This is a genomic window from Achromobacter veterisilvae (genome assembly GCF_900496975.1).
Taxonomy (GTDB): domain Bacteria; phylum Pseudomonadota; class Gammaproteobacteria; order Burkholderiales; family Burkholderiaceae_B; genus Achromobacter; species Achromobacter veterisilvae.
In genome coordinates this window covers 110,174-133,344 of the sequence record NZ_UFQC01000018.1, presented here as the reverse complement: position 1 = coordinate 133,344, position 23,171 = coordinate 110,174, and the positions used below count along the sequence as shown (strand labels likewise).

At 61.0% G+C, this 23,171-nt stretch carries 24 protein-coding genes and 2 pseudogenes; 14 read left to right on the top strand and 12 right to left on the bottom strand.

Annotated elements, in window-relative coordinates; all coding sequences use genetic code 11:
• Positions 1-159, top strand: a pseudogene (locus AVE30378_RS17990) (IS110 family transposase); the annotation flags it as partial.
• A gap of 148 nt (positions 160-307) precedes the next feature.
• Here AVE30378_RS17990 and AVE30378_RS17985 read toward each other — a convergent pair.
• Positions 308-520 carry a hypothetical protein gene (locus AVE30378_RS17985; protein ID WP_129242235.1) on the bottom strand — a complete coding sequence of 71 codons (213 nt, stop codon included), beginning with the start codon at positions 518-520 and terminating at the stop codon, positions 308-310.
• A 255-nt stretch (positions 521-775) separates the two neighbouring features.
• A pseudogene (locus AVE30378_RS17980) lies at positions 776-1,896 on the bottom strand (IS3 family transposase).
• 389 nt (positions 1,897-2,285) lie between these two features.
• Here AVE30378_RS17980 and AVE30378_RS17970 point away from each other — a divergent pair.
• Positions 2,286-2,597 (top strand): hypothetical protein, encoded by a 312-nt coding sequence (locus tag AVE30378_RS17970; RefSeq protein ID WP_129242234.1) that lies wholly within the window; start codon positions 2,286-2,288, stop codon positions 2,595-2,597.
• Positions 2,598-2,712: 115 nt separating this feature from the next.
• Here AVE30378_RS17970 and AVE30378_RS17965 read toward each other — a convergent pair whose 3' ends face one another.
• The gene (locus AVE30378_RS17965) at positions 2,713-3,282 is read right to left on the bottom strand and encodes a papain-like cysteine protease family protein (protein ID WP_129242233.1); all 570 of its coding nucleotides are present in this window, start codon (positions 3,280-3,282) and stop codon (positions 2,713-2,715) included.
• Between the two features lie 129 nt (positions 3,283-3,411).
• Here AVE30378_RS17965 and AVE30378_RS17960 point away from each other — a divergent pair, with 129 nt between their 5' ends.
• Positions 3,412-3,975 carry a hypothetical protein gene (locus AVE30378_RS17960; RefSeq protein WP_129242232.1) on the top strand — a complete coding sequence of 188 codons (564 nt, stop codon included), beginning with the start codon at positions 3,412-3,414 and terminating at the stop codon, positions 3,973-3,975.
• A gap of 318 nt (positions 3,976-4,293) precedes the next feature.
• Here AVE30378_RS17960 and AVE30378_RS17955 read toward each other — a convergent pair whose 3' ends face one another.
• Positions 4,294-4,503 carry a hypothetical protein gene (locus AVE30378_RS17955; protein WP_129242231.1) on the bottom strand — a complete coding sequence of 70 codons (210 nt, stop codon included), beginning with the start codon at positions 4,501-4,503 and terminating at the stop codon, positions 4,294-4,296.
• A 685-nt stretch (positions 4,504-5,188) separates the two neighbouring features.
• On the opposite strand from AVE30378_RS17955, the gene AVE30378_RS17950 reads away from it, so the two are divergent.
• Together AVE30378_RS17950 and AVE30378_RS17945 are read left to right on the top strand one after the other, a co-directional pair.
• Entirely contained in the window at positions 5,189-6,280 is a 1,092-nt protein-coding gene (locus tag AVE30378_RS17950; RefSeq protein ID WP_129242230.1) for a DUF4062 domain-containing protein, read from the top strand.
• A 536-nt stretch (positions 6,281-6,816) separates the two neighbouring features.
• Positions 6,817-7,743 (top strand): alpha/beta fold hydrolase, encoded by a 927-nt coding sequence (locus AVE30378_RS17945; RefSeq protein ID WP_129242229.1) that lies wholly within the window; start codon positions 6,817-6,819, stop codon positions 7,741-7,743.
• Between the two features lie 136 nt (positions 7,744-7,879).
• On the opposite strand, the gene AVE30378_RS17940 is transcribed toward AVE30378_RS17945, so the two are convergent.
• The gene (locus AVE30378_RS17940) at positions 7,880-8,221 is read right to left on the bottom strand and encodes a two pore domain potassium channel family protein (RefSeq protein ID WP_129242228.1); all 342 of its coding nucleotides are present in this window, start codon (positions 8,219-8,221) and stop codon (positions 7,880-7,882) included.
• Positions 8,222-8,684: 463 nt separating this feature from the next.
• A complete protein-coding gene (locus AVE30378_RS17935) occupies positions 8,685-9,551 on the bottom strand; it encodes a prephenate dehydratase (protein WP_244235087.1) in 867 nt (288 codons plus the stop codon).
• Between the two features lie 181 nt (positions 9,552-9,732).
• On the opposite strand from AVE30378_RS17935, the gene AVE30378_RS17930 reads away from it, so the two are divergent.
• From AVE30378_RS17930 to AVE30378_RS17920, 3 genes are all read left to right on the top strand, one after another.
• Positions 9,733-10,191 (top strand): MaoC family dehydratase, encoded by a 459-nt coding sequence (locus AVE30378_RS17930; protein WP_129242226.1) that lies wholly within the window; start codon positions 9,733-9,735, stop codon positions 10,189-10,191.
• Positions 10,192-10,196: 5 nt separating this feature from the next.
• A complete protein-coding gene (locus tag AVE30378_RS17925; RefSeq protein WP_129242225.1) occupies positions 10,197-10,793 on the top strand; it encodes a TetR/AcrR family transcriptional regulator in 597 nt (198 codons plus the stop codon).
• A 90-nt stretch (positions 10,794-10,883) separates the two neighbouring features.
• Positions 10,884-11,231 (top strand): YciI family protein, encoded by a 348-nt coding sequence (locus AVE30378_RS17920; protein WP_129242224.1) that lies wholly within the window; start codon positions 10,884-10,886, stop codon positions 11,229-11,231.
• Here the strand turns inward: AVE30378_RS17920 and AVE30378_RS17915 are convergent.
• On the bottom strand, positions 11,203-12,003 hold the full coding sequence (locus AVE30378_RS17915) for a hypothetical protein (RefSeq protein ID WP_129242223.1): 801 nt from the start codon (positions 12,001-12,003) through the stop codon (positions 11,203-11,205). The genes AVE30378_RS17920 and AVE30378_RS17915 overlap by 29 nt on opposite strands.
• 152 nt (positions 12,004-12,155) lie before the next feature.
• Here AVE30378_RS17915 and AVE30378_RS17910 point away from each other — a divergent pair, with 152 nt between their 5' ends.
• Positions 12,156-12,572 (top strand): hypothetical protein, encoded by a 417-nt coding sequence (locus AVE30378_RS17910; protein ID WP_129242222.1) that lies wholly within the window; start codon positions 12,156-12,158, stop codon positions 12,570-12,572.
• 184 nt (positions 12,573-12,756) lie between these two features.
• On the opposite strand, the gene AVE30378_RS17905 is transcribed toward AVE30378_RS17910, so the two are convergent.
• On the bottom strand, positions 12,757-13,935 hold the full coding sequence (locus tag AVE30378_RS17905) for a GGDEF domain-containing protein (RefSeq protein ID WP_129242221.1): 1,179 nt from the start codon (positions 13,933-13,935) through the stop codon (positions 12,757-12,759).
• A gap of 239 nt (positions 13,936-14,174) precedes the next feature.
• Here AVE30378_RS17905 and AVE30378_RS17900 point away from each other — a divergent pair, with 239 nt between their 5' ends.
• Positions 14,175-15,152, top strand: coding sequence for a DNA/RNA non-specific endonuclease (locus AVE30378_RS17900; protein WP_129242220.1), 978 nt, complete (start codon positions 14,175-14,177; stop codon positions 15,150-15,152).
• Positions 15,153-15,176: 24 nt separating this feature from the next.
• Here the strand turns inward: AVE30378_RS17900 and AVE30378_RS17895 are convergent, their stop codons facing one another.
• Positions 15,177-15,656 carry a VOC family protein gene (locus AVE30378_RS17895; protein ID WP_129242219.1) on the bottom strand — a complete coding sequence of 160 codons (480 nt, stop codon included), beginning with the start codon at positions 15,654-15,656 and terminating at the stop codon, positions 15,177-15,179.
• A gap of 235 nt (positions 15,657-15,891) precedes the next feature.
• Here AVE30378_RS17895 and AVE30378_RS17890 point away from each other — a divergent pair, with 235 nt between their 5' ends.
• From AVE30378_RS17890 to AVE30378_RS17875, 4 genes are all read left to right on the top strand, one after another.
• Positions 15,892-16,506, top strand: a complete 615-nt coding sequence (locus AVE30378_RS17890; protein ID WP_129242218.1) for a helix-turn-helix domain-containing protein — start codon at positions 15,892-15,894, stop codon at positions 16,504-16,506.
• 76 nt (positions 16,507-16,582) lie between these two features.
• Positions 16,583-17,875, top strand: coding sequence for an MFS transporter (locus tag AVE30378_RS17885; protein WP_129242217.1), 1,293 nt, complete (start codon positions 16,583-16,585; stop codon positions 17,873-17,875).
• A 35-nt stretch (positions 17,876-17,910) separates the two neighbouring features.
• The gene (locus AVE30378_RS17880) at positions 17,911-19,176 is read left to right on the top strand and encodes an NAD(P)/FAD-dependent oxidoreductase (RefSeq protein WP_129242216.1); all 1,266 of its coding nucleotides are present in this window, start codon (positions 17,911-17,913) and stop codon (positions 19,174-19,176) included.
• An 83-nt stretch (positions 19,177-19,259) separates the two neighbouring features.
• The gene (locus tag AVE30378_RS17875) at positions 19,260-19,574 is read left to right on the top strand and encodes a cupin domain-containing protein (RefSeq protein WP_425265785.1); all 315 of its coding nucleotides are present in this window, start codon (positions 19,260-19,262) and stop codon (positions 19,572-19,574) included.
• Positions 19,575-19,666: 92 nt separating this feature from the next.
• Here AVE30378_RS17875 and AVE30378_RS17870 read toward each other — a convergent pair whose 3' ends face one another.
• Genes AVE30378_RS17870 through AVE30378_RS17860 form a run of 3 tightly spaced genes read right to left on the bottom strand, consistent with a single transcriptional unit; the run spans position 19,667 to position 23,168 of the window.
• Positions 19,667-20,884 (bottom strand): CaiB/BaiF CoA transferase family protein, encoded by a 1,218-nt coding sequence (locus AVE30378_RS17870; protein ID WP_129242214.1) that lies wholly within the window; start codon positions 20,882-20,884, stop codon positions 19,667-19,669.
• Positions 20,881-21,732: an HTD2 family dehydratase gene (locus tag AVE30378_RS17865; protein WP_129242213.1), complete on the bottom strand. Its 852-nt coding sequence runs from the start codon at positions 21,730-21,732 to the stop codon at positions 20,881-20,883. Before AVE30378_RS17865 ends, AVE30378_RS17870 begins: the two co-directional genes overlap by 4 nt.
• A complete protein-coding gene (locus tag AVE30378_RS17860) occupies positions 21,729-23,168 on the bottom strand; it encodes an aldehyde dehydrogenase family protein (RefSeq protein WP_129242212.1) in 1,440 nt (479 codons plus the stop codon). Before AVE30378_RS17860 ends, AVE30378_RS17865 begins: the two co-directional genes overlap by 4 nt.
• Positions 23,169-23,171: the final 3 nt, after the last annotated feature.

Genomic DNA, 23,171 nt, shown 5'->3' with positions numbered 1-23,171 from the left:
GGCATTCGTCGCAATCCCCATATCCGCGCGCTCTACGAGCGGCTTCTGCTGGCGGGAAAAAGCAGAATGGCCGCGCTGGGTGCGGCCATGAGAAAGCTGGTGCATCTATGCTTCGGCGTGCTTAAAACCCGATCACGATACCGACCCGACTACGTCTGATCGCTTGACGGCCAAGACGGTATCTTTTTCAATCTGGAGCGGATTGGCTTGCAGGAATTGAAGGATCGGTTCTTCTTGCCTGAGCCGACGACGGCGGCCTGAGAACCGGCCGTCATGCTCTGCTAGCGGGAAAGGCTCGATCCATGGATCAATCGCCAGAACTACGGCGCAACCGATCGGTTGAATTCTTGTTCAGGCGCTGCGCTTCGGATTCCGCGTAGTCTTCCTCGCCCTGCTCGTACTGGCCTTCATACATGCAACTGCTGCGGTACCACGCGCACTCGCTGCCTATTGAACAACCCGAAGTCAGCGCGGTGAGAAACAGGATGATGCCGCAGCGGCTTAAGGTTTGAATCGACATATCTCTCCCTGGTGATTGATGGGTAGTGTAGGAGATGGAGATGGCGAATTCGGGTGGAGTCGGAAATGGATACTTTTGATCACGAATGAATTGATCGTTGTGCGGGACAAGGATTTGCCGACGAAAAGCCCTCCGAGCAGTTGACCGAGACGCTCGAACGCATTGGGTTGCTGGCGTTGAAGGATCGGCTTTTCTTGCAGCAGAGTGCATGAAAATTGACAAAGAACCGCATGCGGTCCTGACCTGCCCCCAGACTTAGTACGGCACCGACATAGAGTCCAGGGTTAAAAACCGTTGTTGCCGATGCGCCTGAACAAACTGCTCCGGCGTTAAATATCCAAGCGCGCTATGCGGGCGTTCGGTGTTGTACTCGACGCGCCAGTCTTCGATCAAGGATTTGGCTTGGCGCAGCGACATGAACCAATGCTCATTCAGGCATTCATCGCGGAATTTTCCGTTGAAGCTCTCGATGTATGCATTCTCCACGGGCTTGCCTGGTCTGATGAATGACAGCTTCACGCCGACCTGATAGGCCCAAGCGTCCAAGGCCCTGCCGGCAAACTCCGGGCCGTTGTCCACGGTGATGGATTTGGGCAGCCCACGCAGTTCCGCAAGCCGTTGCAGCACCTGCGCCACCCGCAATCCCGGCAGTGATGTATCGACCTCGATGGCAAGACACTCACGCGTGTAGTCATCGACGATGTTCAAGCACCGGAACCTGCGGCCATAGGCCAGGCCGTCGGACACGAAGTCCATCGACCAGCTCTGATTCGGCGCCGTCGCAACGGGACGAACTGCCCGTTCTGCGGGCGCGATGCGCTTGCGGCGACGCTTACGAACGCTCAAGCCTGCCTGGCTGTAAAGCCGCCAGACCCGCTTGTGATTCGTCTGCCAGCCTTCACGGCGCAGCAGAATATGGATGCGCCGATAGCCGTAGCGTCGTTTGAGCGCTGCCATCTCCTTCATGCGCTCGGTCAATGCCACATCGCCCGTACGCTTACTTTCATAAGCGAATAGCGACCGGGAGATGCCTACCAGCCCGCAGGCCCGGGTGATACCCATGCCGCGCTCGGTCATCAACGTTCTGACCGCTTCGCGTTTGGCCTGCGGGCTTGCTACTCTCGGCTCAAAAGGTCCTGAAGCGCAGCCTTGTCCAGCATCGATTCAGCCAACAGCTTCTTGAGCTTGTTGTTCTCTTGCTCCAGCTCCTTCAGGCGCTAAGCGTCCGAGACGGTCATACCGCCGAACTTCGCCTTCCAGTTGTAGTAAGTGGCCTCCGAGATCCCGTGCTTGCGGCACAGTTCGGCCACCTTGGCCCCTGCCTCGGCCTCCTTCAGCACCCCGATAATTTGTTCTTCCGTAAATCGTTTCTTCATTGCCGTTCCTTTGTGAACGGACTCTACATCGATTTCGTACTAACCACGGGGAGCAGGTCAGTCCTTTTGTTTTTTGAGCGCTCGTCTCGGAAAGGGACGAAAATGCCACCTTTGGCACTGCTGCCAATGTGCGTTGCGCCTATACTCGCCCTGCGATCGCACCAACGATCGACCGGATTGACAGCCGGAATCAACAGGAGCGGACAGCCGCTGCAATAGCGGCGTTTTTACGTCCGTAGGCCAACGCACGTCCCTGCTATGGGCGGGCCTAGGCTGGGGCACGTTCGCGTGCGCCGGTTGCTCCTGTTACCGGTCTGTCAACCCGGCCTTGTGCCCGCCCACCCCGATTGACAGCGGGGCGCGGGTTCCATACCCAACAGGAGCCTGCCATGAACGACCACCCCTACACCCTTGACCGCTGGGCCACGCCGGATGATCCGGAGATTGGCTCTATTCGGTTTGCGGATCTTCGGAAGATCGAACGAGCTTACCAAGGAATCTGGGCCATTGCCCGGATTGTGGGCAATTGCGCGAATGAACCGGAGAGTACCGGCGCGCAACCGCTGGATCCTTGGGTAACTTCCAATTTGCTAGGCGGGATTGAGAGTCTTTGCGATCACGTTGCGGATCTTGTGGGATCTGCTCTTGACGAACCACGACAAGACTTCCCATCCACTTCCGTAGCGAGCCCCATCCATTAATCCAAGCACGAAGCGAGCCAACATCATTTGGCCCTGGCTTGATACGAGTGTCAGGCTACAATTTCGACGCCCAAATTGTAGCCTGACATTTCCTTCGATAATGGGTTTGGTCAATTCAGTAGACCACCAATGCAGCAGTCCACGCCTGCATCAAAGTCGGAAAATCGACTTCGTATCGACCATAGAAAGGGTCGTTGACCGAGACCACTCCTAGTGGTCCCATAGGAGACGAGACTATCCTCATACCTGTCGCAACCACAAAATGCCCCCCGCCCTGTCGGGTGTGCATCACGATGGGGCCACGCCTTAATGCATCATAGAGTATGAAACCGTTGGCTGGCGGGGAAATACTGGAAAAGTGGCCGCCAAATCGGGCAATCAAAGCTTGAATTTCTGTGATATTTCCGGCGCGCGCGCATAGTTGAGGGTTTTGACAACAAGGCGCGCCATACTGCATTTGAAGCATTGAACATTGATCCGGGACGGGCTGGCGCCCGTAGAATTCCGCCACCATTTTTGCGGCTGCAACCCAGCACCAAACCATAGTTTGCTGCTGATGAAATGGCACGGCATGTTGAATCGGTGGATATCTACTGTAATCGAAATACTGAGCATTACTTGGCCCAGCCCATAGGAGTAGCGAGAGAAATGTCATCAGACCAGTTTTTCTGAAAAACATAAGCATGTCAGCTCTCCCCACATGGCCAAAACACTAAAATTAAATTATCAAATTACAATTAACCAATGAAATTGCAGTCTGACCACCTCAATCGTATATGTAAAAGGCTTTCCCACCAATACGAGGAAAACACCTATGCTGATCTGCGAAGGATCAAGAATTGACTGGACAGCTTTTGCTGCCTTAACCGCCTTGGGGATTTGGCTCGTCGATGGCTATCGCAGACGCCGGGAACGACGAGCGTCGAGACGGCTTCTCGCTCAGATCATGACAACTCCGGTAGCCGTCGCGCAATTAGAGATCGCCAAACTCAGAAGTCTGATTGTTCCACCCGGTGGCGAAGATACTACTTACTTATTGAGAGTACTCGATAGCCAAACAGGAAGAAGAGAATTGGCATCCAAAGCCTCATTGATAACCTTAGAATTGCCACCTCAGTTTCTGGACAAAGTAGACATTTTCAGTGAAGTCGTTAGCAATCGCCTCGCTTTAGCATTTGCCCAAGTCAATCGCTTAAGAAGTATCTCCCAACCCCTAGGGGACCTCCCCGACTCCGCCAAAGAGCATGAAATAGTAGAGAATTTAAAGCTGACTCTGACTCAAATTCAAGAAACTGAACAAATTATTGGCGAGACATTTCAAGCACTACTTAAGGAAGGCCGAGCCTCAGCCAGATTTCGCCGACCCAACTCCGCATAACTTTTTACGCTACCCAAGAAACCCAAGCAGATCACTTCAAGTGCTTTCTACTTTATAATAATTCTGAAATTTCGAGTTAACTCAGATCAAAATTTTAGAACATCCATTTTTTAGTCTAGCATCGCAATTATGGCCTGACTATCCTGTTGCCTCAATGCCGTATAGAGGTCCTTTACCCGCTATTTTCACTCATTTCATGAAAATGGTACGTAAGAAACAGCACAACTATCGACTAACAAGAAAGCCATGAATACAGCGACAAAAGACCGTGGCAAGGCATTACGTCTTTTCACGGGTGGACTACCATTTACCGCCGTGTTAACGGCAATTTTCTATTTGCAAGGCAGAGCCTATTACGCTGGATTTCTGCAATATTTCCATATCGACAATACTCAGGCTAACTACGGGGGGGGCAAAATGATAGATTAAGTCAAAAAAAATGGATCCGGCTTTGAACAGAACAGAGGCAGCACCATTGCCCCAGGCATAATAGGCATACCACATGGCATCCGCCGTAGTAATGCTCATTTGGGTATTGTGATCGCTGCGGGGGTACTATTGATCAATTTCGCAAAAGACAGATCGCATCCCTCTCCAAGAACGAACCCTTTGCTGATCATGACAAGCCGAAAAGGAAAAGCACTGGTTTTCACCACCGCTGTACTTACCTACTTAGCGAGCATTCCAGCAACGATATTACTAGCAGCACTAACGATCGTGGTTACAGTTAGCGTCACGGTCGAGCCATTTCGTAGTATAGGAATACGGAGTGCAGCAAAATACTGCGAAACCCCCACTGCGCTGATGCCCACTATACCGTTCCTTCCCGGCTTCGATTCGGAAAAAGGCACAATATATCAACTCTTGTGCGCCGCGGACACATGCGCGGTATTGCAAACTGATATCGTCTCCGTGATACCAAAAAGCGTAGTAAAAATAACTAACAACCCGGCGCTTTCAATCTCCCAATCCAAGATTACGGCACATAAATATGAAAAGCTGTGCGAAAAATTAGCTTCCAAGTAAAATTCCACCGACATAAAAACAAATAATAGGATTGCAATTTAATTTGTAAAAAATTCAACCTTACACCCTATATATTCAAAATAGATTCCCAAGCCTGCAAACCAAGAAAAGCAACTACATCGTGCACAAGCCGCTATTTCGGTGAAAAACTTATACTTTAATATTTATTTGGAGCACAAGGAAAATTATGGAAAAGCGCTTTCAAGTATTCGTTAGCTCCACATATATAGATTTGAAAGACGAGCGGACCGAAGTAATGCGCGCACTCTTGGAATTAGACTGCATACCTTCAGGAATGGAATACTTCCCAGCAACAAATGACGATCAATGGTCGTTCATTCAAGAATTGATAGACCAGTGCGATTACTACATTGTCGTAATAGGATCCCGGTATGGATCCACATCCTCGGATGGCCTGAGTTTCACTGAAAAAGAGTATAGATATGCGATCGAGAGAGGTATACCTGTAATAGGTTTTATCCACTCAATGCCTGACGCCATTCCTCAAGGAAAATCAGAATCAGATCCAGAAAGACGCAAAAAGCTAAGTGAATTTCGCGAACTAGTGAAATCCAAACTGTGCAAAGAATGGGCTTCTCCCGCTGAGCTTGGCGCCGTGGTCAGCCGAAGCCTGACTCAGCTCATAAAACGAAACCCGCGTCCCGGATGGGTCCGATCCGATCAGCTCGCAAGTAATGAGGCCAATGAAGAAATTTTGCGCCTCAGACAAATCTTGGATCGCAGAGACGAAGAACTGAATAAATATAAGGCGGAAAAAAACGCCTCAATAGAGACACTAGCGCAAGGCGACGATCAAATTGAAGTCAGCTTTCTATTTTCCGTTTCCGACCCCTCGCTTCCCTACCACGAGCGCAGTCAACGCTACCCACGCAATAGAATATTTACTTGGGACGAAATACTCATATCTTTCTCGCCCGACCTTCTGACTCCAGGGAAAATAAATGGAATACGGTATAGCCTCAATAGATTACTAAAGGAACGCGAATTTAATTCGGTAGCCTCAGATCATCCAGACAGGGAAATAGGTTCCTTCTCCATTTCAAATTCCAGCCTGCAGATGATCACACTCCAATTCACCGCTCTCGGTTTTTTGGAATTTTCCAACGGAGAGGATCAAGATGGCCGCATGCTAAAGATTGTAGGCCTAACGTCAAAAGGATACGAACATCTTATAAAAATAAGCGCCATCAAACGCGGAATTATCGCCAGAGCATCTGGTTTTGACGAATACGAAGTGGGTAGCTCGGCATCAAGATAAAGGTACCAGGCTACAATTTCCCTCGTCGATGTTGGAGCCCGGCCCCGATCCTCCTACGAAGTCGGATAATTTGCCTGTTATGACTGATGTGGTCAGAAATAAGGCTACCGTCCAGTGTCCAGCCGGCTCAGAGGTGCGGATTCGAGGCTACCGTCCAGTGTCCAGCCGGCTCAGAGGTGCGGATTCGAGGCTTAATCTATCGAGCAAAGTCCAAGCTTTGGGTGTCAGAACAAGCTGCTCGAATCCGCTGTAGTGATAGCTAATCACCACGGGGACCAAGATACAAGCGCCGCCGTCGGACGAGGCGCTGCGCCGCGGCATGGCGCCGGCGGCGGCATGCGCGCTGAAGCCGCGAGCCGAAGCCAACGGCGCCGCCGGATAGCCCGCACCGCCCGCGTCCCCTCCCCTGGCGAATTTGTAGTCTGCCACCTTTTTCCCCCTACCCATTCGGCTGAAACCAAATATCTTCGCCGGCAAGCGCGACTAGGCCTCACAATATTCCGGGCGGATCCGATCCCCGATATTGGAGTGCCGACATGAAAAGTCGCCTTGCAATGGTAGTAGCGCTATTGACTGGAGTGCTGTGCGTCACAAATGCCGCAGCACAGCCTACATTCCCGAGCAGCTTCAAGAGCCAGACCGTCACCATGGCGGACGGCGCGAAGATTTTCGTCCGCTCCGCAGGGACCGGCCCGGCCGTGGTGCTCATCCATGGGTTCGGCGACACGGGCGACATGTGGGCGCCGCTCGCGAAAGAGCTCGCGAAGTCCCACCTGGTGATCGTGCCGGACCTGCGCGGCATGGGGAAATCGTCCAAAGCCGCCAGTGGCTACGACAAGAAATCGCAGGCTGTCGACATACGCACGGTCGTGACGGCGCTGAAGCAGGACAAGACCGCCGTCGTCGGCCACGACATAGGCACGATGGTGGCCTATGCGTATGCGGCGAGCTACCCCGATAAAGTCGACAAACTCGTGGTGATGGACGCGCCCGTGCCCGGTATCGCGCCGTGGGATGAGATCATTCTGTGGCCCGCGCTGTGGCACTTCAATGCTGGAGGCCCCGATTTTGAGCGGCTGGTCGCCGGCAGGGAGCGCATTTATCTCGACCGCTTCTGGAACGAGTTCGCGGGCACGCCTTCGAAGATCGATGAAGCGACGCGACGCCACTACACCAAGCTCTACTCCCAGCCGGGCGCGATGCGCGCCGCCTTCGCGCAGTTCAACACCATCGCCAAGAGCGATGTCGCCGACAACATCGCGTTTTCCAAGACCAAGCTTGCCATGCCAGTCCTCGCCATCGGCGGAGAGAAATCCTTCGGCGACAACATGGCGGTCGTCATGCGCAATGCGGCGACCAATGTGCGCGGAGAAGTCGTGCCAGGGGCGGGACACTGGTTGATGGAAGAGAGCACCAGTGCCACGGTCGGGTTGATCGGAGAGTTCTTGGCTTCTCCGCAGTAGCCTGTTGGCTCAGGTCTGCTGATCGACGTGGGCTTTGGAAGGGGAAGAGAAAAGGCTACCGTTTTCCTCGATTGGCCAGCTCCCCGCGATATATCAGAGGACACCTTCCCAATCCGAGACAGGGACCTATGCCCCCTCAATCCCCATCCAAATGAAACTTATGAATCAACCGATGCGCGACCGGGGCGAGGATCAAGCCCAAGGTGCCGACGAACAACAGCCCCACTAGCAGGCTGTATAACGAAAAGAAGATTTTCCCGCCCATTGAGGCAGGCACGATAAATGGCCCGATACCGCCGATGATGAGCGCAGTATTGAGCATGGCGTCATGCCAACTGATATCCTCGAACCACAGGTGCGCGAGGATACCCACGCAGGCAACGACGCCCGCGACTGCTATCGCCCAGAAAAAATGCCACAGCATTCGGAGCACGAAGCGCCTTGTAGATAGCAGCGGGTGCCCTTTCGGCTCGTACATGCGAAGACCCTCCCTTATGGCCAACGCTGGATTATGCCTACATAAACACGCACGGCCCATCTTTTGGGCTATAGCCGGAAATTCAAACTCCGCTTTCGCATCGCGACGCTTTCCGGCCTTCCTGCTTTAGTTCCGCATAAGGCCGGAATGAAGCTGCTGCCTGACACGTTATTTCACCGTAGAAACTCGGAAATACGAGGCAAACGACCGGCCTCGCTCAAACTGGAGAGTCTTTCGATTCAATAGCCGCGCAGCGAGTATTGCCGCGGGGGCCGCCTCGGGCCTGTGGGCGGGGTTGAAGGTTCGGCGGTGCGTAGATTACGCCGTGCAGGTATTAGCGGTAGAGGAACTGGAGGCGGGGAAATTGGCGCTGGGGTCACTCGCGCCCGAAGAATGGGCGAAAAGAGGATCGGGGCTATCAGCCCCCTCCCCTCTGCCATCGCGCGACTCACAGGCCGCGCGTTCACTTCCTCGGATAAGACCCCAGCACCCGAAACTCGCTGTTCTTCGCAAGGAATTCCGCCAGTTTCCCCTGCTTGGCATGCCCCGCAACCTCGATCAAATACCGATGCGTGTCCAGGGTCTTCTTGCTGGGTCTTTCATACACCGTCAAAACCTGCACACCCGCCCCGGTAAGCGCCGCAAGCGAGGCGCCGAATTTATCGTCGGAGGTATTGAGCAGCAGCGAGGTTTTGTCGTTGCCCGTGGGCGCGGGCATATCGCGGCCCAGGACCCACCAGCGGGTGACGTTGTGGGGACCTTCTTCAATGCCGTCCACCAGCGACACCAGGGAGTAGACGCTGGCGCCGACTTTGGGGCCGAAGGAGGCTTTGTCCAGGGTCGGGCTGTTGGCGACGGTCTGGGCGGCGGCGCCGCCGCTGGCGGCGTCGGTGCGGCGGACGTTGGGCATTTCGCGGTCTACCCAGGGTTTGACTTCTTCGAAGGCGACGGGGTGGGCGTAGACTTCTTTGATGTCTTCGCGCTTGGTGCCCGGCCTGGCCAGCAGGCTGTAGCCGAGCATCTTGGGATATTCGGCGACGATGGTGACGTTGGGCAGGTCGAGGACGGCGTCCAGGTACGGCGTGACGCCGACCACGGAAGTGGTGACAGGGACGCAAGCGCGTTCGACTTTGCCGTCGGTGTAGCTTTTGAAGAGTTCGTCCCGGGTGAGCGGCACCAGGTCCTTGTCGCCGTAGAGGTCGAGGCAGGCCTGGTGGGTCCAGGAGCCGGCGGGGCCCAGGTAGGCGATGGAACCGGCGGCGGCAGCGGGACTGGCCGAGAGGTTGAGGGTCAGCAGGCCTAAGACGGTGAGCGATGTAAGGGCTTTCATGTTCCGTTCCTGAAGCGTGGGCAGGTCCGGGAACATGATACCGAGTCGGCGCTCCTTGCGTTTCGTGGGAGAGGAAAAGGCGGCTTGCGTGCAGTTTAGATTACACTAATAATCTATTATGAAAAAGCCGCTTGCAGGCGCATCAAGTTTCCCCCTCCCTCTTGTTGAAAGGACGCGGCACATGGAACACCCCGGAACCTTAAAGAAGCTGTTCCTCGACGATCTTGCGGTCGGCGACACGTTCACCAGCGCAACGCATCCACTGGACGCGGATCAGGTCCGCCGTTTTGCCGCCGAGTTCGACCCTCAGCCCTTTCATCTGGATGAAGCGGCGGCGCAGGCCTCGCTGTTCCAGGGGCTGGCCGCCAGCGGCTGGCACACTGTGGCCATCACGATGCGGCTGTTGGTCGATAGCCTGCCGCTGGCCGACGGCGTAATAGGCGCGGGCGCCGAAATTAGCTGGGCGCGGCCGACGCGGCCAGGCGACCGGCTCAGTGTCAAGAGCACAATCCTGAGCATCACGCCGTCCCGCAGCAAGCCGGATCGCGGCATCGTCGTGGTGGAGAGCGTTACCTCGAACCAGGATGGCGATGAAGTGCAGAAGCTGACCAGCAAGATCGTCAGCTTTAGAAGGAGGTAGGCAGCATGGGCCGTTCATCCCAGGAAAAAGCGGGCGAGAATCGCCAGCGCATTTTGGATGCCGCCGCGCGCTTGTTCCGCACGCACGGCATCGATGGCGTGTCGATCGCGGACGTGATGCGCGACTGCGGTTTGACCGTGGGAGGCTTCTACAAGCATTTCACGTCCAAGGACGATCTCGCCGCGCAAGCGGTCTCGGGGGTGTTCGACCAAGCGACGGCTTCGTGGCAAAAGGTTTTCGACGGGGCCGATGAACGCAAGCAAAGCCGGGTCGGCACGTTGGTGCCCCAGTATCTGGGCAACCGGCGCGCCGAACGCCGCTGCCCTTTGCTGGCATTCGCGCCGCACGCGGCTCAAGGCCCCGCGGATAGCGACGCGGCGCTCGCCTACACAGCCGGCGCCGGCAAACTCTTCAATCAGTTCCTCGAGGATACGCGCGCCCGGGGCGGCGACGATGCGCAGGCCATGGTGTTGTTCGCTGCGATGGTGGGTTACCGCGTGCTGGAACAAGCCGCTGGCAAAACAGACTGGATGCGCGCGCTCGAGGCCGCGGTCAACGAGAAAGCGGCGTCATTTGATTCGGCCGCGCCGCCAGATCGGTAAACTCGTCCCAGGCGCCCCTGGGCTTTCTCCGCTTCCGTACATTGATATCGCAAGCACGCCCGAATCGCGTCAACGTCAAGGAGACGATCCATGCCAAAGTTTGTGACGATCGGATATGGAGACCAAGAGGGTTATGACCGCACTCCCGCGGCCATCCGAAACGCAGCCCATGCGCATGACGCAAAGCTGCAAAATGACGGTGTGTTGATGGGTATTGCAGGCACACCTGTACTAGTGCGCAACCACGACGCGGTACAGGTCGAAACGACGAACGGACCATTCATGAAGTCGCCGTTGCCGATAGCGGGTTTTGCCATTATCGAAGCGGCGGATATGGCCGAGGCGATAGATATGGTGTCGCGAACGCCCTGCGCTGTCGCGCATGGCGTCGTTGAGGTTTGGCCGCTATTCACAAATGCCGATGGCTGCAAACCATAGCCTGCCCGGTAAGTTCGCCAATTAACCTGGCCAGCCCCTCGGCGCTGCCTTGATCCAGCCATTCTGTCCGGATCATGCGAAAGCCCATCGCCAGGCTGAATTGCCAATCCAGTTCCAGGATCCGGTAATCGCGGCCGTTTTCCGCGCAATGCCATTGCGCGGCGGGATCCTCGTAGGCGGCGCCGATGAAGTCGACATGCGAATCGAACGGCGGCATGGATTCCAGCAGCGCCTCTGAACCCGGCAGGCCGGGCTCGGAGAGGTTCTCCCCTACCGCCACATTCGGCTCGGGGCCGTCGTAGGCCAGCAGCATCAGCGGAAAATGCTTGGGGTTCGCGTCGTAGGTGGCTCGGGTGTCGTCGGTCAGATAGGGGCGTGCCGCCGGGCCCAGGCAGTATTGCGGGCTGTTCCAGTCGCTGCCCTCATTGTCGGCATACAGGTCCCCTGGCGTGATGCCATGTTCGGCCAGCAGCGCCAGGGCTTCATCCATGGTGTCGTTGTGGCGTATCGGTATGCCCGCCGGCAGATACCCCGCCCGCACGTACATGGCGATCACGTCTCCCGTCGTGCGCAGGCCTTCTTGGTACTGGTGCGACCCTTCGTTCAGGCTGGCCAGGCCGAAGCTCAGATTCAACAGGGCGCGATACGGAATGCCGTCGCCGCGCGGTTCAAGCACGTATCCACCTTCCAGCAGCCCGGCTTGCAGCGCACGCCAATCGGACGGCGGCAAGTGCATATCGCGCGGACATAGAAACTGGTGGTGTTCGGACATTAACGGGGCTCGCTCTGCTGAGTTGGTTGGGGCCAGCCGGGCCGCGTGGGCCAGTTTCCCTTCGAATACGGCGTAAAACTACAAATCCAGCCATCCTGAATTGTAATCCGGCACCCTATTTCCTCTATGGACCTGCCGGTAAACTCCCCCGCATGCGCAACCGCCCCGACCCGTTCGCCCCGCCCAGGAAGCAGCCCTCCCCGCGCCCGAACTCGCTTCTCTGGATCCTGGAACCGCTGGAGCGGGATGCCAACTACACGCACAGGAAGATGTTCGGCTGCGATGCCGCCTACCTGGACGAATCGCTGTACCTGGTCGTCGCCGACCGAGACGATCCCTGGAGCGGCGTGTTGGTGTGCACCTCGAAGGAGCGGCACGCGGCGCTGATGTCCGAGATCCCTGGCTTGACGCCCCACCCCGTGCTGGGGAAATGGCTGTACCTGCCTCAGGGCGATGAAGCTTTCGAGTCCACGGCGGAAAAGCTCGCCGCGCTTGCGCTGGCGCGCGACCCGCGTGTGGGAGTAATACCCAGGCCGAAATCGCCGCGCCGCAAGACCTGGCGGGCCTAGGTGCGAAGATTCAATAGGTTGTATGCATGGTTCATCCGAACCGGGTTTGAGAAACTGGAAGTCACCACAACACCCGGTATTCTCAGGAGCCCAGCCGGATGAACACCTATAAGCATGCCCGATTGACCTTTTCGCGTCGACTGGAAATGGCCCAGCAACTCGTTGCCAAACAATGCCGTATCGGTCAGCCCGCCGCCACCCGCAGGGCCGCCGCGCCCGCGGCGACCAGCCGGTTGCCGCCCAGCGCCTTGGCGCGGTAGAGCGCCCGGTCCGCGGCCGCCAGCGCCTCGGCCAGCGGCGGCGCGTCCTGTTCGTATTGCGCCAGCCCGATGCTGACGGTGGCGGCGATCCCGATGTCGTCGACCCGATTGGATATCGTCTCGGCAAAGCGCCGCACGATGGATTCGCCCAGCGCCGGGGCGCGGTGGGCGGCGTCGCCCGACAGCAGCGCGGCGAATTCCTCCCCGCCGATGCGGGCCAGGATCGCGTCTTCCCCCAGCATGCCGCGGGCCGTTTCCGCGAAGGATTGCAGCACCTGGTCGCCCTTCTGGTGGCCGTAGCGGTCGTTGACGGCCTTGAACTGGTCGAGGTCGAACGCCAGGACGGCCACCGGCACCCGCCCTTTGCCGTCCTCGATGAGGCGCGCGCCCTGCTCGAAGAACCAGCGGCGGTTGCCCAGCCGGGTCAGGTAGTCCGTCTGGGATTCCCGGACGAGTTCGCCGTGGGTTTCCTCGCGGACGAGCTTGATCAGGGTCATGGGCAGCAGGATGGAATACAGCACCCCCTCGTACATGGTGAGGGTGCTGGCGGCCAGTTGCACGCCGGGCCCGTACCTGGCCACCCACCAGGGCAGGATGAACGCCCGGGCGATATAGATCAGCGCGTGGATACCCGTCACCGCGGCGGCGATGCGCAGCGGCTTCAGCGCTTTCAACGCGTCGCAACGCAGCAGTTGCCAGGTCGTCGCCGCGCTCACGAGCGCGATGGGAAACGCGCTGACGTACTTCCAGACGAAGTCTTCCCCTTCCGCGCCCGCCGCCGCCCACACCAGCGCCATGGCGATGAGCAGCGCGAACGACGCGGCGCGGTAGCGCTTGCCGCGCAATGAGGCGGCGCCGTTCATGACCAGCAGGTAGCCGCCGAGGACGATGAGATTGGCCGTGGCGGAGCCGAGCCCGCCGGGCGCCTGGCCGCGGAACAGCGCCGCCGTGCAGCCCAGCGCCAGCGTGGCGAACCCCGCCGCCAGGATCCGCAGCGACCCGCTGCGCTTGGGATGGGCCCGATGCTCCCAGAACGTCAGGCCCGCCGTGGCGAGCAGCGTTCCGATGATGATGAAGTAAAGGGTGAGGAGATCGACGTACATCGGGAACGTAGGGTATGGCGCCGGCGCGTCGCGGCGGCCAGCCGGAATTTTACGTTGGAAACCCCGCGGAAAGACGTAACCGACCCCCGGGGATCCCCCAGCCGAACGGCGTTTGGCCAGGCCTGGCAAAGCTTGGACGCCGGCCGGCCTGGCGCGCGTGCGTGGCAAATTTGCCACTCATCTACAATCCTTGGCCATGCCGGCCGTGGACGCGGCCGGGCGGTAGCTCACAGGTAGTAATGACGCGCGCGAAGAAATCCCCCGCCAAGAAAAGAAGTTCTCCCAGCAGATCCCCGGCCCGGGCCAGCGCCCGTTCCGGCGGCCGTTTCCCCCGGTTCCTGAAAGCCCTGCTGTTCTCGTCCCTGGCGAGTTTCGGCGCCGCCACTTATGTGTTGAATCCACAATGGCGGATCCCGGCGCCGGTGCAGGAGGCGCTGGGCCACCTGGGATGGCCGCAGCCCCGGCCCCAGGCGCGGGAACCTGCGCGGGAATCGACGCGTCCTCGCGAACAGGCGCCCCCCGCGGCGGTGCCGACCGCGGCGCCCGTCGGCGCGCCCGCCCAAACGATGTTCGCGGAATGCCGGCAGTTCTTTCCGCACTCGCGCCCGCCGGAGGTGCCGGGCAGCCAGAAGCTGCGCGAGGTGTGCTTTTCCGCCTTCGCCATCCTGCACAACGGCCAGACGAAAACGCCGGTTTTCGTGGCGGAACGCCTGAACCGCCAGATGCTGACTCAGGCCCAGGGGCTGCGCCGCACGGACAAGTTCTACGCCGAAGCGCGGCTGCCGCGCGCGGAACGGGCCGAACTGGACGATTACCGGGGATCGGGCTTTTCGCGCGGGCACATGGCGCCGGCCGGGGACATGTCCACGCCCGAGGCGATGGCGCAGAGCTTTTCGCTGGCCAACATGGTGCCGCAGGACCAGATCCACAACGGCGGCGCGTGGAGCAGCATCGAGCAGGACACGCGCAAATACGTCATGCGCGCCGTCGGCGACGTGTACGTCTTCACGGGCCCGGTCTATGCCGACAAGCCGAAGACCATCGGCGCCGGCGTGGCCGTGCCCAGCTATATTTACAAGGTCGTGTACGACGCTACCTCGGGCCGCTCCTGGGTGCACTGGCAGGCGAACGCCGCCAGCACCAAGGCCGGGCCGCCGATCAGCTATGAAGAGTTCGTGCGGCGCACGGGATTGAAACTGCTGCCGGCCGGAGGTTGAAACCCGGCGCGAAAGGCCAGCGCGTTACCCGCGCCGCGCCGCCTCGATCGTCGCGATGTCGATCTTCCCCATGGTCATCATCGCCTCGAAGGCGCGCTTGGCCGCCGCGGGATCCGGATCGGAGATCGCTTCGATCAGCACCCGCGGCGTGATCTGCCAGGACAGGCCCCACTTGTCCCGGCACCAGCCGCACTCGCTCTCCTGCCCGCCGTTGCCGACGATGGCGTTCCACAGGCGGTCGGTCTCGGCCTGGTCTTCGGTGGACACCTGAAAGGAAAAGGCTTCGCTGTGCTTGAACGCGGTGCCGCCGTTCAAGCCCACGCAGGGAATGCCGATCACGGTGAACTCCACCGTCAGCACGTCGCCCTGCTTGCCCGAGGGGTAGTCGCCAGGCGCGCGCAATATCTTGCCCACCGCGCTGTCCGGAAACGTCTGGGCGTAGAACTGCGCGGCGTCCAGGGCGTCGCGGTCGTACCAGAGGCAAATCGTGTTCTTGCTGGCCATCCTGGTTCTCCTGTCGATGACGAGTCGGCGCCGCGGCGCCCGGCCGGCGGGCGCACGCGGCGTTGAGGGATACCGGTAAGGGGAGAATAGCCCCAGGCTCCGCGGACGCGGGTTACGAAGCTTTGGGAAATGCGGCCGGAGCCTCCGCCTAGGGGTATTCCCGATCCCATATTGTGGCGAAAGTGAAATCTGCTTAATATTTTTGAAGTGAGAGTGAAATACAAACCAGGTTTTCATGAAAATCGATAAGCCCGAAGACAGTCCCACCGCCGCCGACGAACACGACAAGGCGCTGGGCGAGCGCCTGCGCGCCGCGCGCCTTTCGCAAGGCCTGAAGCTGAAGGACGTGGCCGAGCGCACCGAGATGTCCATCGCGCTGATCAGCCAGGTCGAGCGCGGCATCAGCTCTCCTTCCATGCGCAGCCTGCGGGCGATCTGCCACGCCCTGGGCGTCGACGGGGCCAGCCTGCTGGCCCCCGCCCCCAGCGGTCCGGCCAACGACGACCAGAACGAATTCACGGTCCGGATGTCCGCGCGCAAGCCGCTGAAGCTGGGCAACAACGGCGTGACCAAGTACCGCATCACGCCCAGTAGCTGCGCCGCGCTGGAAGGCTTCCTGATGGAGCTGGAACCGGGCGCCGCCTCGGACCCCGGCTTCCTGGTGCAGGCCAGCGACAAGATCGGCTACGTGCTCACCGGCAAGCTCCAGATCTTCGTCGACGACAAATCCTTTCTGCTGGAAGCCGGCGACAGCTACGGTTTTTCCGGCAGCCACCCCTACCGGTGGCAGAACGGCTGGGACCAGAAGACCGTCTTCCTGGTCGTCAACAGCACCCATTTCTACGTCTGACCCCCCTCTTCATTTCTTCACCCGCGTTCCAGCACATGACAGGCCGGCAAACGGCCCTGCAAGGGAAAACACCGCAATGAATTCGTCTTCAGCATCGATCGGCGTGCGCCCGGCGCGCGTCCCCGCGCGCAAAGGCAAGCTGCGCGACATCGTGGCCGCCAACATCGGCGCCTTCTTCGAGTGGTACGACCTGCTGGTCTACGCGCTGTTCGCGCTGCCGATCTCGCGGCTGTTCTTCCCGTCCGACGATCCGCAGACCGCGCTGCTGTTCAGCTTCCTCACCTTCGCCAGTTCCTACCTGATCCGCCCGGTGGGCGCCGTGCTGCTGGGCATCTACGCCGACAAGAAAGGACGCAAGGCCGCCCTGTCGCTGACCGCCACGCTGATGCTGATCGGCACCGCGCTGATGGCGCTCATCCCCACCTACGCCACCATCGGCGCCCTGGCGCCGGTGGCCCTGGTGGCGGGCCGCCTGCTGCAGGGCTTTTCCGCCGGCGGCGAGTTCGGCACGGCGAACTCCTACCTGACGGAACAGAATCCCAAGCTGAAGGCGTTCCTGGCCAGCCTGCAGTTCTCGACCACCGGCCTGGCCCTGGTCGTGTCCGCGCTGTTCGCCTACTTCATCAACCATTACCTGACCGAAGCGCAGATCGATAGCTGGGGCTGGCGCCTGCCCTTCGTCTTCGGCTGCCTGATCGGCCCGGTCGCGCTCTACATCCGTTTCAAGATCAATGAAACGCCCGAGTTCGACGGCGAAAAGGCGCAGCGCGCCGCGCCCCTGCGCGAAACCTTCCGCCTGCACAAGCGCTACCTGCTGCTGGGCGCGCTGATCGTGGCCGCCGGCAACGTGGCCAGCTACCTCAACATCTACATGCCGACGTTCGCGATCAACAACCTCGGCATCTCCAAGGACGACGCCTTCGTCGCGTCGATCTGCAGCGGCCTGGTGTGCACCTTCCTGCCCATGCTGGGCGGGCTGGCCGCCGACCGCTACGGCGCGGTCAAGACCATGGCCAGCGCGCTGGTGCTGGGGCTGATCATCATCGTGCCCAGTTTCAAGGTGCTGACGGGCACGCCGTCGTTCGGGTCGCTGGTGCTGTTCCAGTGCCTGATGTCGCTGGTGTTCTACAGCTTCTATTTCGCGCCGGTCGGCTCGCTCCTGGCGCAACTGTTTCCCACCTCGTGCCGCACCACCGGCGTGTCGATCGCCTACGTCGCCTCGCAGACCTTCTTCGGCGGCATCACCCCGGTGGTCGTGGGCTTCCTGGTGACGCGCACCGGCACGATCATGTCGCCCGCCTACTACCTGATCGCGATCGGGCTCGTCGCCATCGTGGCGCTGGCCAGCGTGCGCGCCAAGGTCCGCTGAACTTCCGCCAACCCTTTTCGAACGCATTCCGGCTCATGGACACCCGCATTCCCACCCAAGTCGACGTCGCCGTCATCGGCGGCGGCATCATCGGCATCAGCACCGCCCTGGCCCTGGCCCGCGCGGGCCTGCGCGTCGCCGTCTTCGAAAAAGGCGCCATCGCCGGAGAACAGTCCTCGCGCAACTGGGGCTGGATCCGCTCGGTGGGGCGCGATCACCGCGAACTGCCGCTGGCGCTGCGCGCCAACGCCCTGTGGCGCGAATTGCAGCAGCAGGCCGACGTGGGCTACCGGCAGCGCGGCCTCGCGTACCTGGGCGGCAGCCCCGCCGACATGCAGGGCCATGCCAAATGGCTGGAATCCGCGCGCCCCTACTCGGTGCCCGCCCGGCTGGTGGACGCGGCGGACCTGCCCGCCCTGCTCGGCGCGCAGAGCGCGCGCAACTGGGCCGGGGCGCTCTACAACCCCGAGGACGGCGTGGCCGAACCGCAACTGGCCACGGCGGCGATCGCCGGGCTGGCGCGGGCGGCGGGCTGCCAGATATTCGAAGGCTGCGCCGTGCGCGGCCTGGACCTGGCGGCGGGCAAGGTCCGCGGCGTCGTCACCGAACGCGGCACAGTCGGAGCGGAGGCCGCGGTGCTGGCGGGCGGCGCCTGGTCGCGGCTGTTCTGCGGCAATAGCGGCGTGTCGTTCCCGCAGCTCAAGGTGCATGCGTCGGTGCTGCGCACCACGCCGCTGGAGACCGGCATGGACCTGGCCATCAACGGCGGCGATTTCACCTGCCGCAAGCGCGCCGACGGCGGCTATACGGTCTCGCAGTTGGGGGCTTCCACGGCCGACCTGACGCCCGACAGCATCCGGCTGATGCGCCAGTTCCTGCCGGCCTGGATGGCCGAGCGCAAGTACCTGAAGCTGCGCGTGGGCCGGCGCTTCCTCGACGAACTGAGGATGCCGCGGCGTTTCGCGCTGGACGCGCCCACGCCGTTCGAACAACACCGCATCCTCGACCCTCAGCCCGGCATGGCGGCCATTTCGGTCGCCTTGGAAAAGCTCAAGGCGGCCTTCCCCGCCTTCGCGCCGGCCCGCGTGGCCGCCGCCTGGGCCGGCATGATCGACGTCACGCCCGACGCCCTGCCCGTGATGTCCGCCGTCGACGCGGTGCCGGGGTTCTTCCTGGCTTCCGGATTCTCGGGCCACGGTTTCGGCATCGGCCCCGCCGCCGGCGAACTGATGAGCGAACTGGTCCAGGGCAAGATGCCCACCGTGGACCCCGCGGCCTTCCGGCTGTCGCGCTTCGCGTAGCCCCTCATTTTTCACCCTAGCTCCATGGAGAGAACGCAGTGCCTGACAACAACGCGCGACTGATCCGCTTCAACGGCGGCCCGATGGTCGACCCGGTTCCCGGCAAACCCAAGCAGCCGCTCACCGGCGACGCCTCCTTCCTCAGCGTCAAGGCCTTCGACCACGCGCAGGCGCGCGCCGGCGTGTGGGAAAGCACCGCGGGCACGTTCCAGGCCAACAACGCCGGCTATATCGAGTTCGGCTACATCGTCGAAGGCAGTTGCCGCCTGGTCGACCCCGACGGCACCGTGCACGCGCTGGCCGTGGGCGATGCCTTTGTGATGCCCGAGGGCTATACCGGCCGCTGGGAAGTGGACGGGTTCGTCAAGAAGATCTATTTCATCAGCGTGACGCAATAACGGTTAATGGCAAGGCCGGGCCATGCGCGCAGCGGATCGACGCGCCCGTGGCCTGCGCACAGCCGCTCCGGACGGCGACCGCCACGCCGCTGTCAGGACGACTCTGCCGCCGGGCAGCCGTGAGCAGCGCCCTCCTCTATCAGCCGTTCGATCGCATCGTCGCCATACCCGATCTCCGCCAGGATCTCCTCGGTATGCTGGCCCAGCCTTGGCGCCGGCAGCCAATCCTTGCGCATGCCGGCAGACATGCTATTGGCGGGCTGGATCTCCAGAATGGTGCCTTCCGTGGGATGCTCCCGCTCCTGGAACAATCCCGCGTCCCGCAGGTGCGGATCATCGAACAGCATCTCCAGGGTGTTGTAGGGCGCCGCAGGCACGTCGGCCACGCGGAAAATCTCCATCCATTCGGTGGTAGACCGGCGCGCAATGGCCTCGCCGCGTATCCGGAAATACTCGCGCACATGCTTGAAGCGCGCCGCCACCGACCGGAAACGCGGGTCCGATTTCAACTCTGGCATGCCAATCGCATCGAACAGCGCGTGAGCCTGTCCGTCCGTGTTGGCCGAGATGCAGATGTATCCGTCCAGCGTGCGGATGGGCCTGTTATCCGAGTCCAGCACCCGCGGATCGCCCGTCTCGCCCAGCGGCGGCACGAAGCTGCGTTGGTACATATGCTCGGTCATCACCTGGGTCACCATATTTTCGTACATCGGAACCTCGATTCGCTGCCCTTCCCCGGTGCGCGCCTTGTGATAAAGCGCCATGGCGATCAGTTGAACAGCGATCAGGCCCGCCGTTCTGTCGGCCAGGACATAAGGCACATAGGCCGGCGCGCCCGTCATTCTGCGGTTCAGATCGGCCACGCCGCTGACGCCCTGGATGATGGAGTCGTACGCTGGCATGTCACGGTAACGGCCTTGCTGGCCAAAGCCGAACATCCCGCAGTAGATGATGTCGGGTTTGATGCGGCGAACCGTGTCGTAATCGAGGCCGAGGCGACTCATGGAAGCCGGCCGCACATTCCACAGCAGCACGTCGGCGCTCTCGATCAGTTTTCCAAGCGCCGCATGCCCGGCCGGCCGTTTCAGGTCCAGGCAGATGGCGCGCTTGTTGCGGTTCAGGTGCAGGTACTTGGGAGACATCCCAGGATTGCGGCCCTTTCCCGCCAAATAGCGCCCGATGTCGCCCGCCGGCCCTTCCACTTTGATGACATCCGCACCGTGATCAGCAAGGATCTGCGTGGCCAGCGGACCCACAACCACCGATGTCAGATCGACGATCCGCACGCCCTCCAGACAGCCACCGCTCATGCCGGCACCTCCGTTACCTGGACCTCGACGGCGATCTCGCCACTGTCGTCGCGCGCCAGCAACCAGCGCTGTGCGCCGCGGCTGACGGCATGCAGGCTGATCGCCCGACCGGCGAAGAGCGGCTTACAGTTGCGCGAGGCCGAAGCGTCCAGTCGCCATCCTAGCCGCGCGGCATAGTCCCAGAGCAGCAGCAGCGTCAGCCCGCCGTTGACCACCAGGCCCGGGTAATGCTCGGTGCCCGTGGCATAGTCGCGGTCGTAATGGATGCGGTGAGCATTGAACGTGATAGCCGAGTAGCGGAACAACATGACTGGATCCGGCGACAGCGTAATCACCGGGGCCAGGGCCCGCTCTGGCGGCGGCGCGGGGCGCCCGGCGGCAGGCTGACTTGCCGCGTCCGGTGCTTCGCGGTAGACGATGTCCTGCTCTTCGATGACAGCCACTCCCTCCGGACCGCTGATTTCGTGGCGCACCGTGACAAAGCACATCTGCCCGGAACGGCCGGTCTTGGGTGTGATGGCAATGACCTCCGACGATTTTCCGACGGCGTCGCCGATGCGCAAGGGCCGCAAGAACTGCACGCGGCGGCCGGCGAACATACGGCGCGGCAGCGGCACGGGCGGCAGGAAATCTCCCTTGACCGGATGCCCGTCCGCGCCGATCTGCCGCTGCGGGACGGTTTCGCCGAACAGCATCGGATACCAGTGGGCTGGCAAGATCTGTCCGGTACGGGTGTCGGTATCGCAATCGAGCAGCGCGGCCATGCGCGCGGCCAGCACGGCCGGCACATCGGCTTGCCGAGTCTCTCGCCTACCGATCCAGGCCTGCAAGGCGCTCAGGTCGGTCATGACGACACCCGCATGACGACAGTCTTGATCTGGGTGTAGTGATGCAGGGCTTCGGCCCCCTTCTCGCGCCCATAGCCCGAATTCTTGAAGCCGCCGAAAGGCGCGTCGACGCCGCCGCCATGGTAGTTGTTTACATAGACCTGGCCGGCTTCGAGCGCGCCTGCCATGCGCAGCGCTCGGTTGACGTCGCGCGTCCAGACGGCCGCCGCGAGCCCGTATTCGGTACCGTTGGCGATCTCGACCGCCTCGGCTTCGTCGTCAAAGGCAATCACGCTGAGCACCGGCCCGAATATCTCTTCGCGCGCCACGCGCATATCCGGCCTCACCTCGATCAGCACAGTGGGCGCAATGAACCACCCCTTGGGGCCGGCGCCTTCCGGCCGGCCACCGCCGCAGGCGATACGGGCGCCCTCGTCGCGCGCGATATCCAGATAAGACAGGACGCGCCCGTACTGGTCGCGCGTGGTCAGGGGCCCCATCGTGGCGCCGTAGCGCGTATCGCCGACCTTCTCCTGAGCGGCCAAGTCCGCCAGTCCGGCGACGAAGCGGTCATGGATGCCGCGCTGGACCAGCAAACGGGATCCTGCCGAGCAGATCTGTCCGGCGTTGCCCATGATGGCGCCATAGGCGGCGGGAATCGCGGCCTCCAGATCGGCATCGTCGAACACCACATTGGCCGACTTTCCGCCTAGTTCCAGGCTCAGGGGAATGATGCGCTCCGCCGCCATGGCGCCGACCTGCCTGCCGCCGCGCACCGAACCGGTAAACGTCACCTTGCGCACCAGCGGATGCGCCACCAGCGCCGCGCCGGCCTCGGCCCCGAAACCCGGCACCACGTTCAACACGCCCGGAGGCAGGCCGGCCTCGCTGGCGATACGCGCCAGTTCCAGGCAGGAGAACGGCGTCTCCTCCGAGGGCTTGACCACGGTCGTGTTGCCCGCGATCAAGGCGGGGGCAATGCCGCGCGACGCCTGCTGCAACGGCGAATTCCAAGGCACGATATTGCCGCAGACGCCGTAGGGTTCGCGCACGGTATAGGTGTGCGAACCGGGATCGCCGACCAGCGTTTCCCCACCCAAGGAATGTGCCAGGTCCGCGTAGTAGTCGAAGTAGCGGGCTGTAACGACGACGTCATTGCGCGAGCGCGCCAGGGCCTTGCCGGTCTCGCGCGCCTGCAGCGCCGCCAGCGACTCTGTCTCCGCGCGAATCGCGGCCGCCACTTGCCGCATGATTTCGGCACGGCGAGTCACGCCCAGCGCCCTCCAGGACGGGAACGCCGCCTGCGAGTCGCGCACGGCCGCGTCGATATCGGCCGCGGAGCCCCGGGCCACCGAAGTCAGATTTTCTTCGGTTGCGGGATCGGTCTTGTCGAAATACCGGCCGTCGGATGGCGCCCGCCACTGGCCATGAATAAAGTGTTGGTATTGCTGCTTCATCTT

Excerpts from the sequence above, each read along its gene's own strand:
- AVE30378_RS17985 (WP_129242235.1), bottom strand. The coding sequence starts at position 520 with ATGTCGATTCAAACCTTAAGCCGCTGCGGCATCATCCTGTTTCTCACC.
- AVE30378_RS17970 (WP_129242234.1), top strand. The coding sequence starts at position 2,286 with ATGAACGACCACCCCTACACCCTTGACCGCTGGGCCACGCCGGATGAT.
- AVE30378_RS17965 (WP_129242233.1), bottom strand. The coding sequence starts at position 3,282 with ATGCTTATGTTTTTCAGAAAAACTGGTCTGATGACATTTCTCTCGCTA.
- AVE30378_RS17960 (WP_129242232.1), top strand. The coding sequence starts at position 3,412 with ATGCTGATCTGCGAAGGATCAAGAATTGACTGGACAGCTTTTGCTGCC.
- AVE30378_RS17955 (WP_129242231.1), bottom strand. The coding sequence starts at position 4,503 with ATGAGCATTACTACGGCGGATGCCATGTGGTATGCCTATTATGCCTGG.
- AVE30378_RS17950 (WP_129242230.1), top strand. The coding sequence starts at position 5,189 with ATGGAAAAGCGCTTTCAAGTATTCGTTAGCTCCACATATATAGATTTG.
- AVE30378_RS17945 (WP_129242229.1), top strand. The coding sequence starts at position 6,817 with ATGAAAAGTCGCCTTGCAATGGTAGTAGCGCTATTGACTGGAGTGCTG.
- AVE30378_RS17940 (WP_129242228.1), bottom strand. The coding sequence starts at position 8,221 with ATGTACGAGCCGAAAGGGCACCCGCTGCTATCTACAAGGCGCTTCGTG.
- AVE30378_RS17935 (WP_244235087.1), bottom strand. The coding sequence starts at position 9,551 with ATGAAAGCCCTTACATCGCTCACCGTCTTAGGCCTGCTGACCCTCAAC.
- AVE30378_RS17930 (WP_129242226.1), top strand. The coding sequence starts at position 9,733 with ATGGAACACCCCGGAACCTTAAAGAAGCTGTTCCTCGACGATCTTGCG.
- AVE30378_RS17925 (WP_129242225.1), top strand. The coding sequence starts at position 10,197 with ATGGGCCGTTCATCCCAGGAAAAAGCGGGCGAGAATCGCCAGCGCATT.
- AVE30378_RS17920 (WP_129242224.1), top strand. The coding sequence starts at position 10,884 with ATGCCAAAGTTTGTGACGATCGGATATGGAGACCAAGAGGGTTATGAC.
- AVE30378_RS17915 (WP_129242223.1), bottom strand. The coding sequence starts at position 12,003 with ATGTCCGAACACCACCAGTTTCTATGTCCGCGCGATATGCACTTGCCG.
- AVE30378_RS17910 (WP_129242222.1), top strand. The coding sequence starts at position 12,156 with ATGCGCAACCGCCCCGACCCGTTCGCCCCGCCCAGGAAGCAGCCCTCC.
- AVE30378_RS17905 (WP_129242221.1), bottom strand. The coding sequence starts at position 13,935 with ATGTACGTCGATCTCCTCACCCTTTACTTCATCATCATCGGAACGCTG.
- AVE30378_RS17900 (WP_129242220.1), top strand. The coding sequence starts at position 14,175 with ATGACGCGCGCGAAGAAATCCCCCGCCAAGAAAAGAAGTTCTCCCAGC.
- AVE30378_RS17895 (WP_129242219.1), bottom strand. The coding sequence starts at position 15,656 with ATGGCCAGCAAGAACACGATTTGCCTCTGGTACGACCGCGACGCCCTG.
- AVE30378_RS17890 (WP_129242218.1), top strand. The coding sequence starts at position 15,892 with ATGAAAATCGATAAGCCCGAAGACAGTCCCACCGCCGCCGACGAACAC.
- AVE30378_RS17885 (WP_129242217.1), top strand. The coding sequence starts at position 16,583 with ATGAATTCGTCTTCAGCATCGATCGGCGTGCGCCCGGCGCGCGTCCCC.
- AVE30378_RS17880 (WP_129242216.1), top strand. The coding sequence starts at position 17,911 with ATGGACACCCGCATTCCCACCCAAGTCGACGTCGCCGTCATCGGCGGC.
- AVE30378_RS17875 (WP_425265785.1), top strand. The coding sequence starts at position 19,260 with ATGGTCGACCCGGTTCCCGGCAAACCCAAGCAGCCGCTCACCGGCGAC.
- AVE30378_RS17870 (WP_129242214.1), bottom strand. The coding sequence starts at position 20,884 with ATGAGCGGTGGCTGTCTGGAGGGCGTGCGGATCGTCGATCTGACATCG.
- AVE30378_RS17865 (WP_129242213.1), bottom strand. The coding sequence starts at position 21,732 with ATGACCGACCTGAGCGCCTTGCAGGCCTGGATCGGTAGGCGAGAGACT.
- AVE30378_RS17860 (WP_129242212.1), bottom strand. The coding sequence starts at position 23,168 with ATGAAGCAGCAATACCAACACTTTATTCATGGCCAGTGGCGGGCGCCA.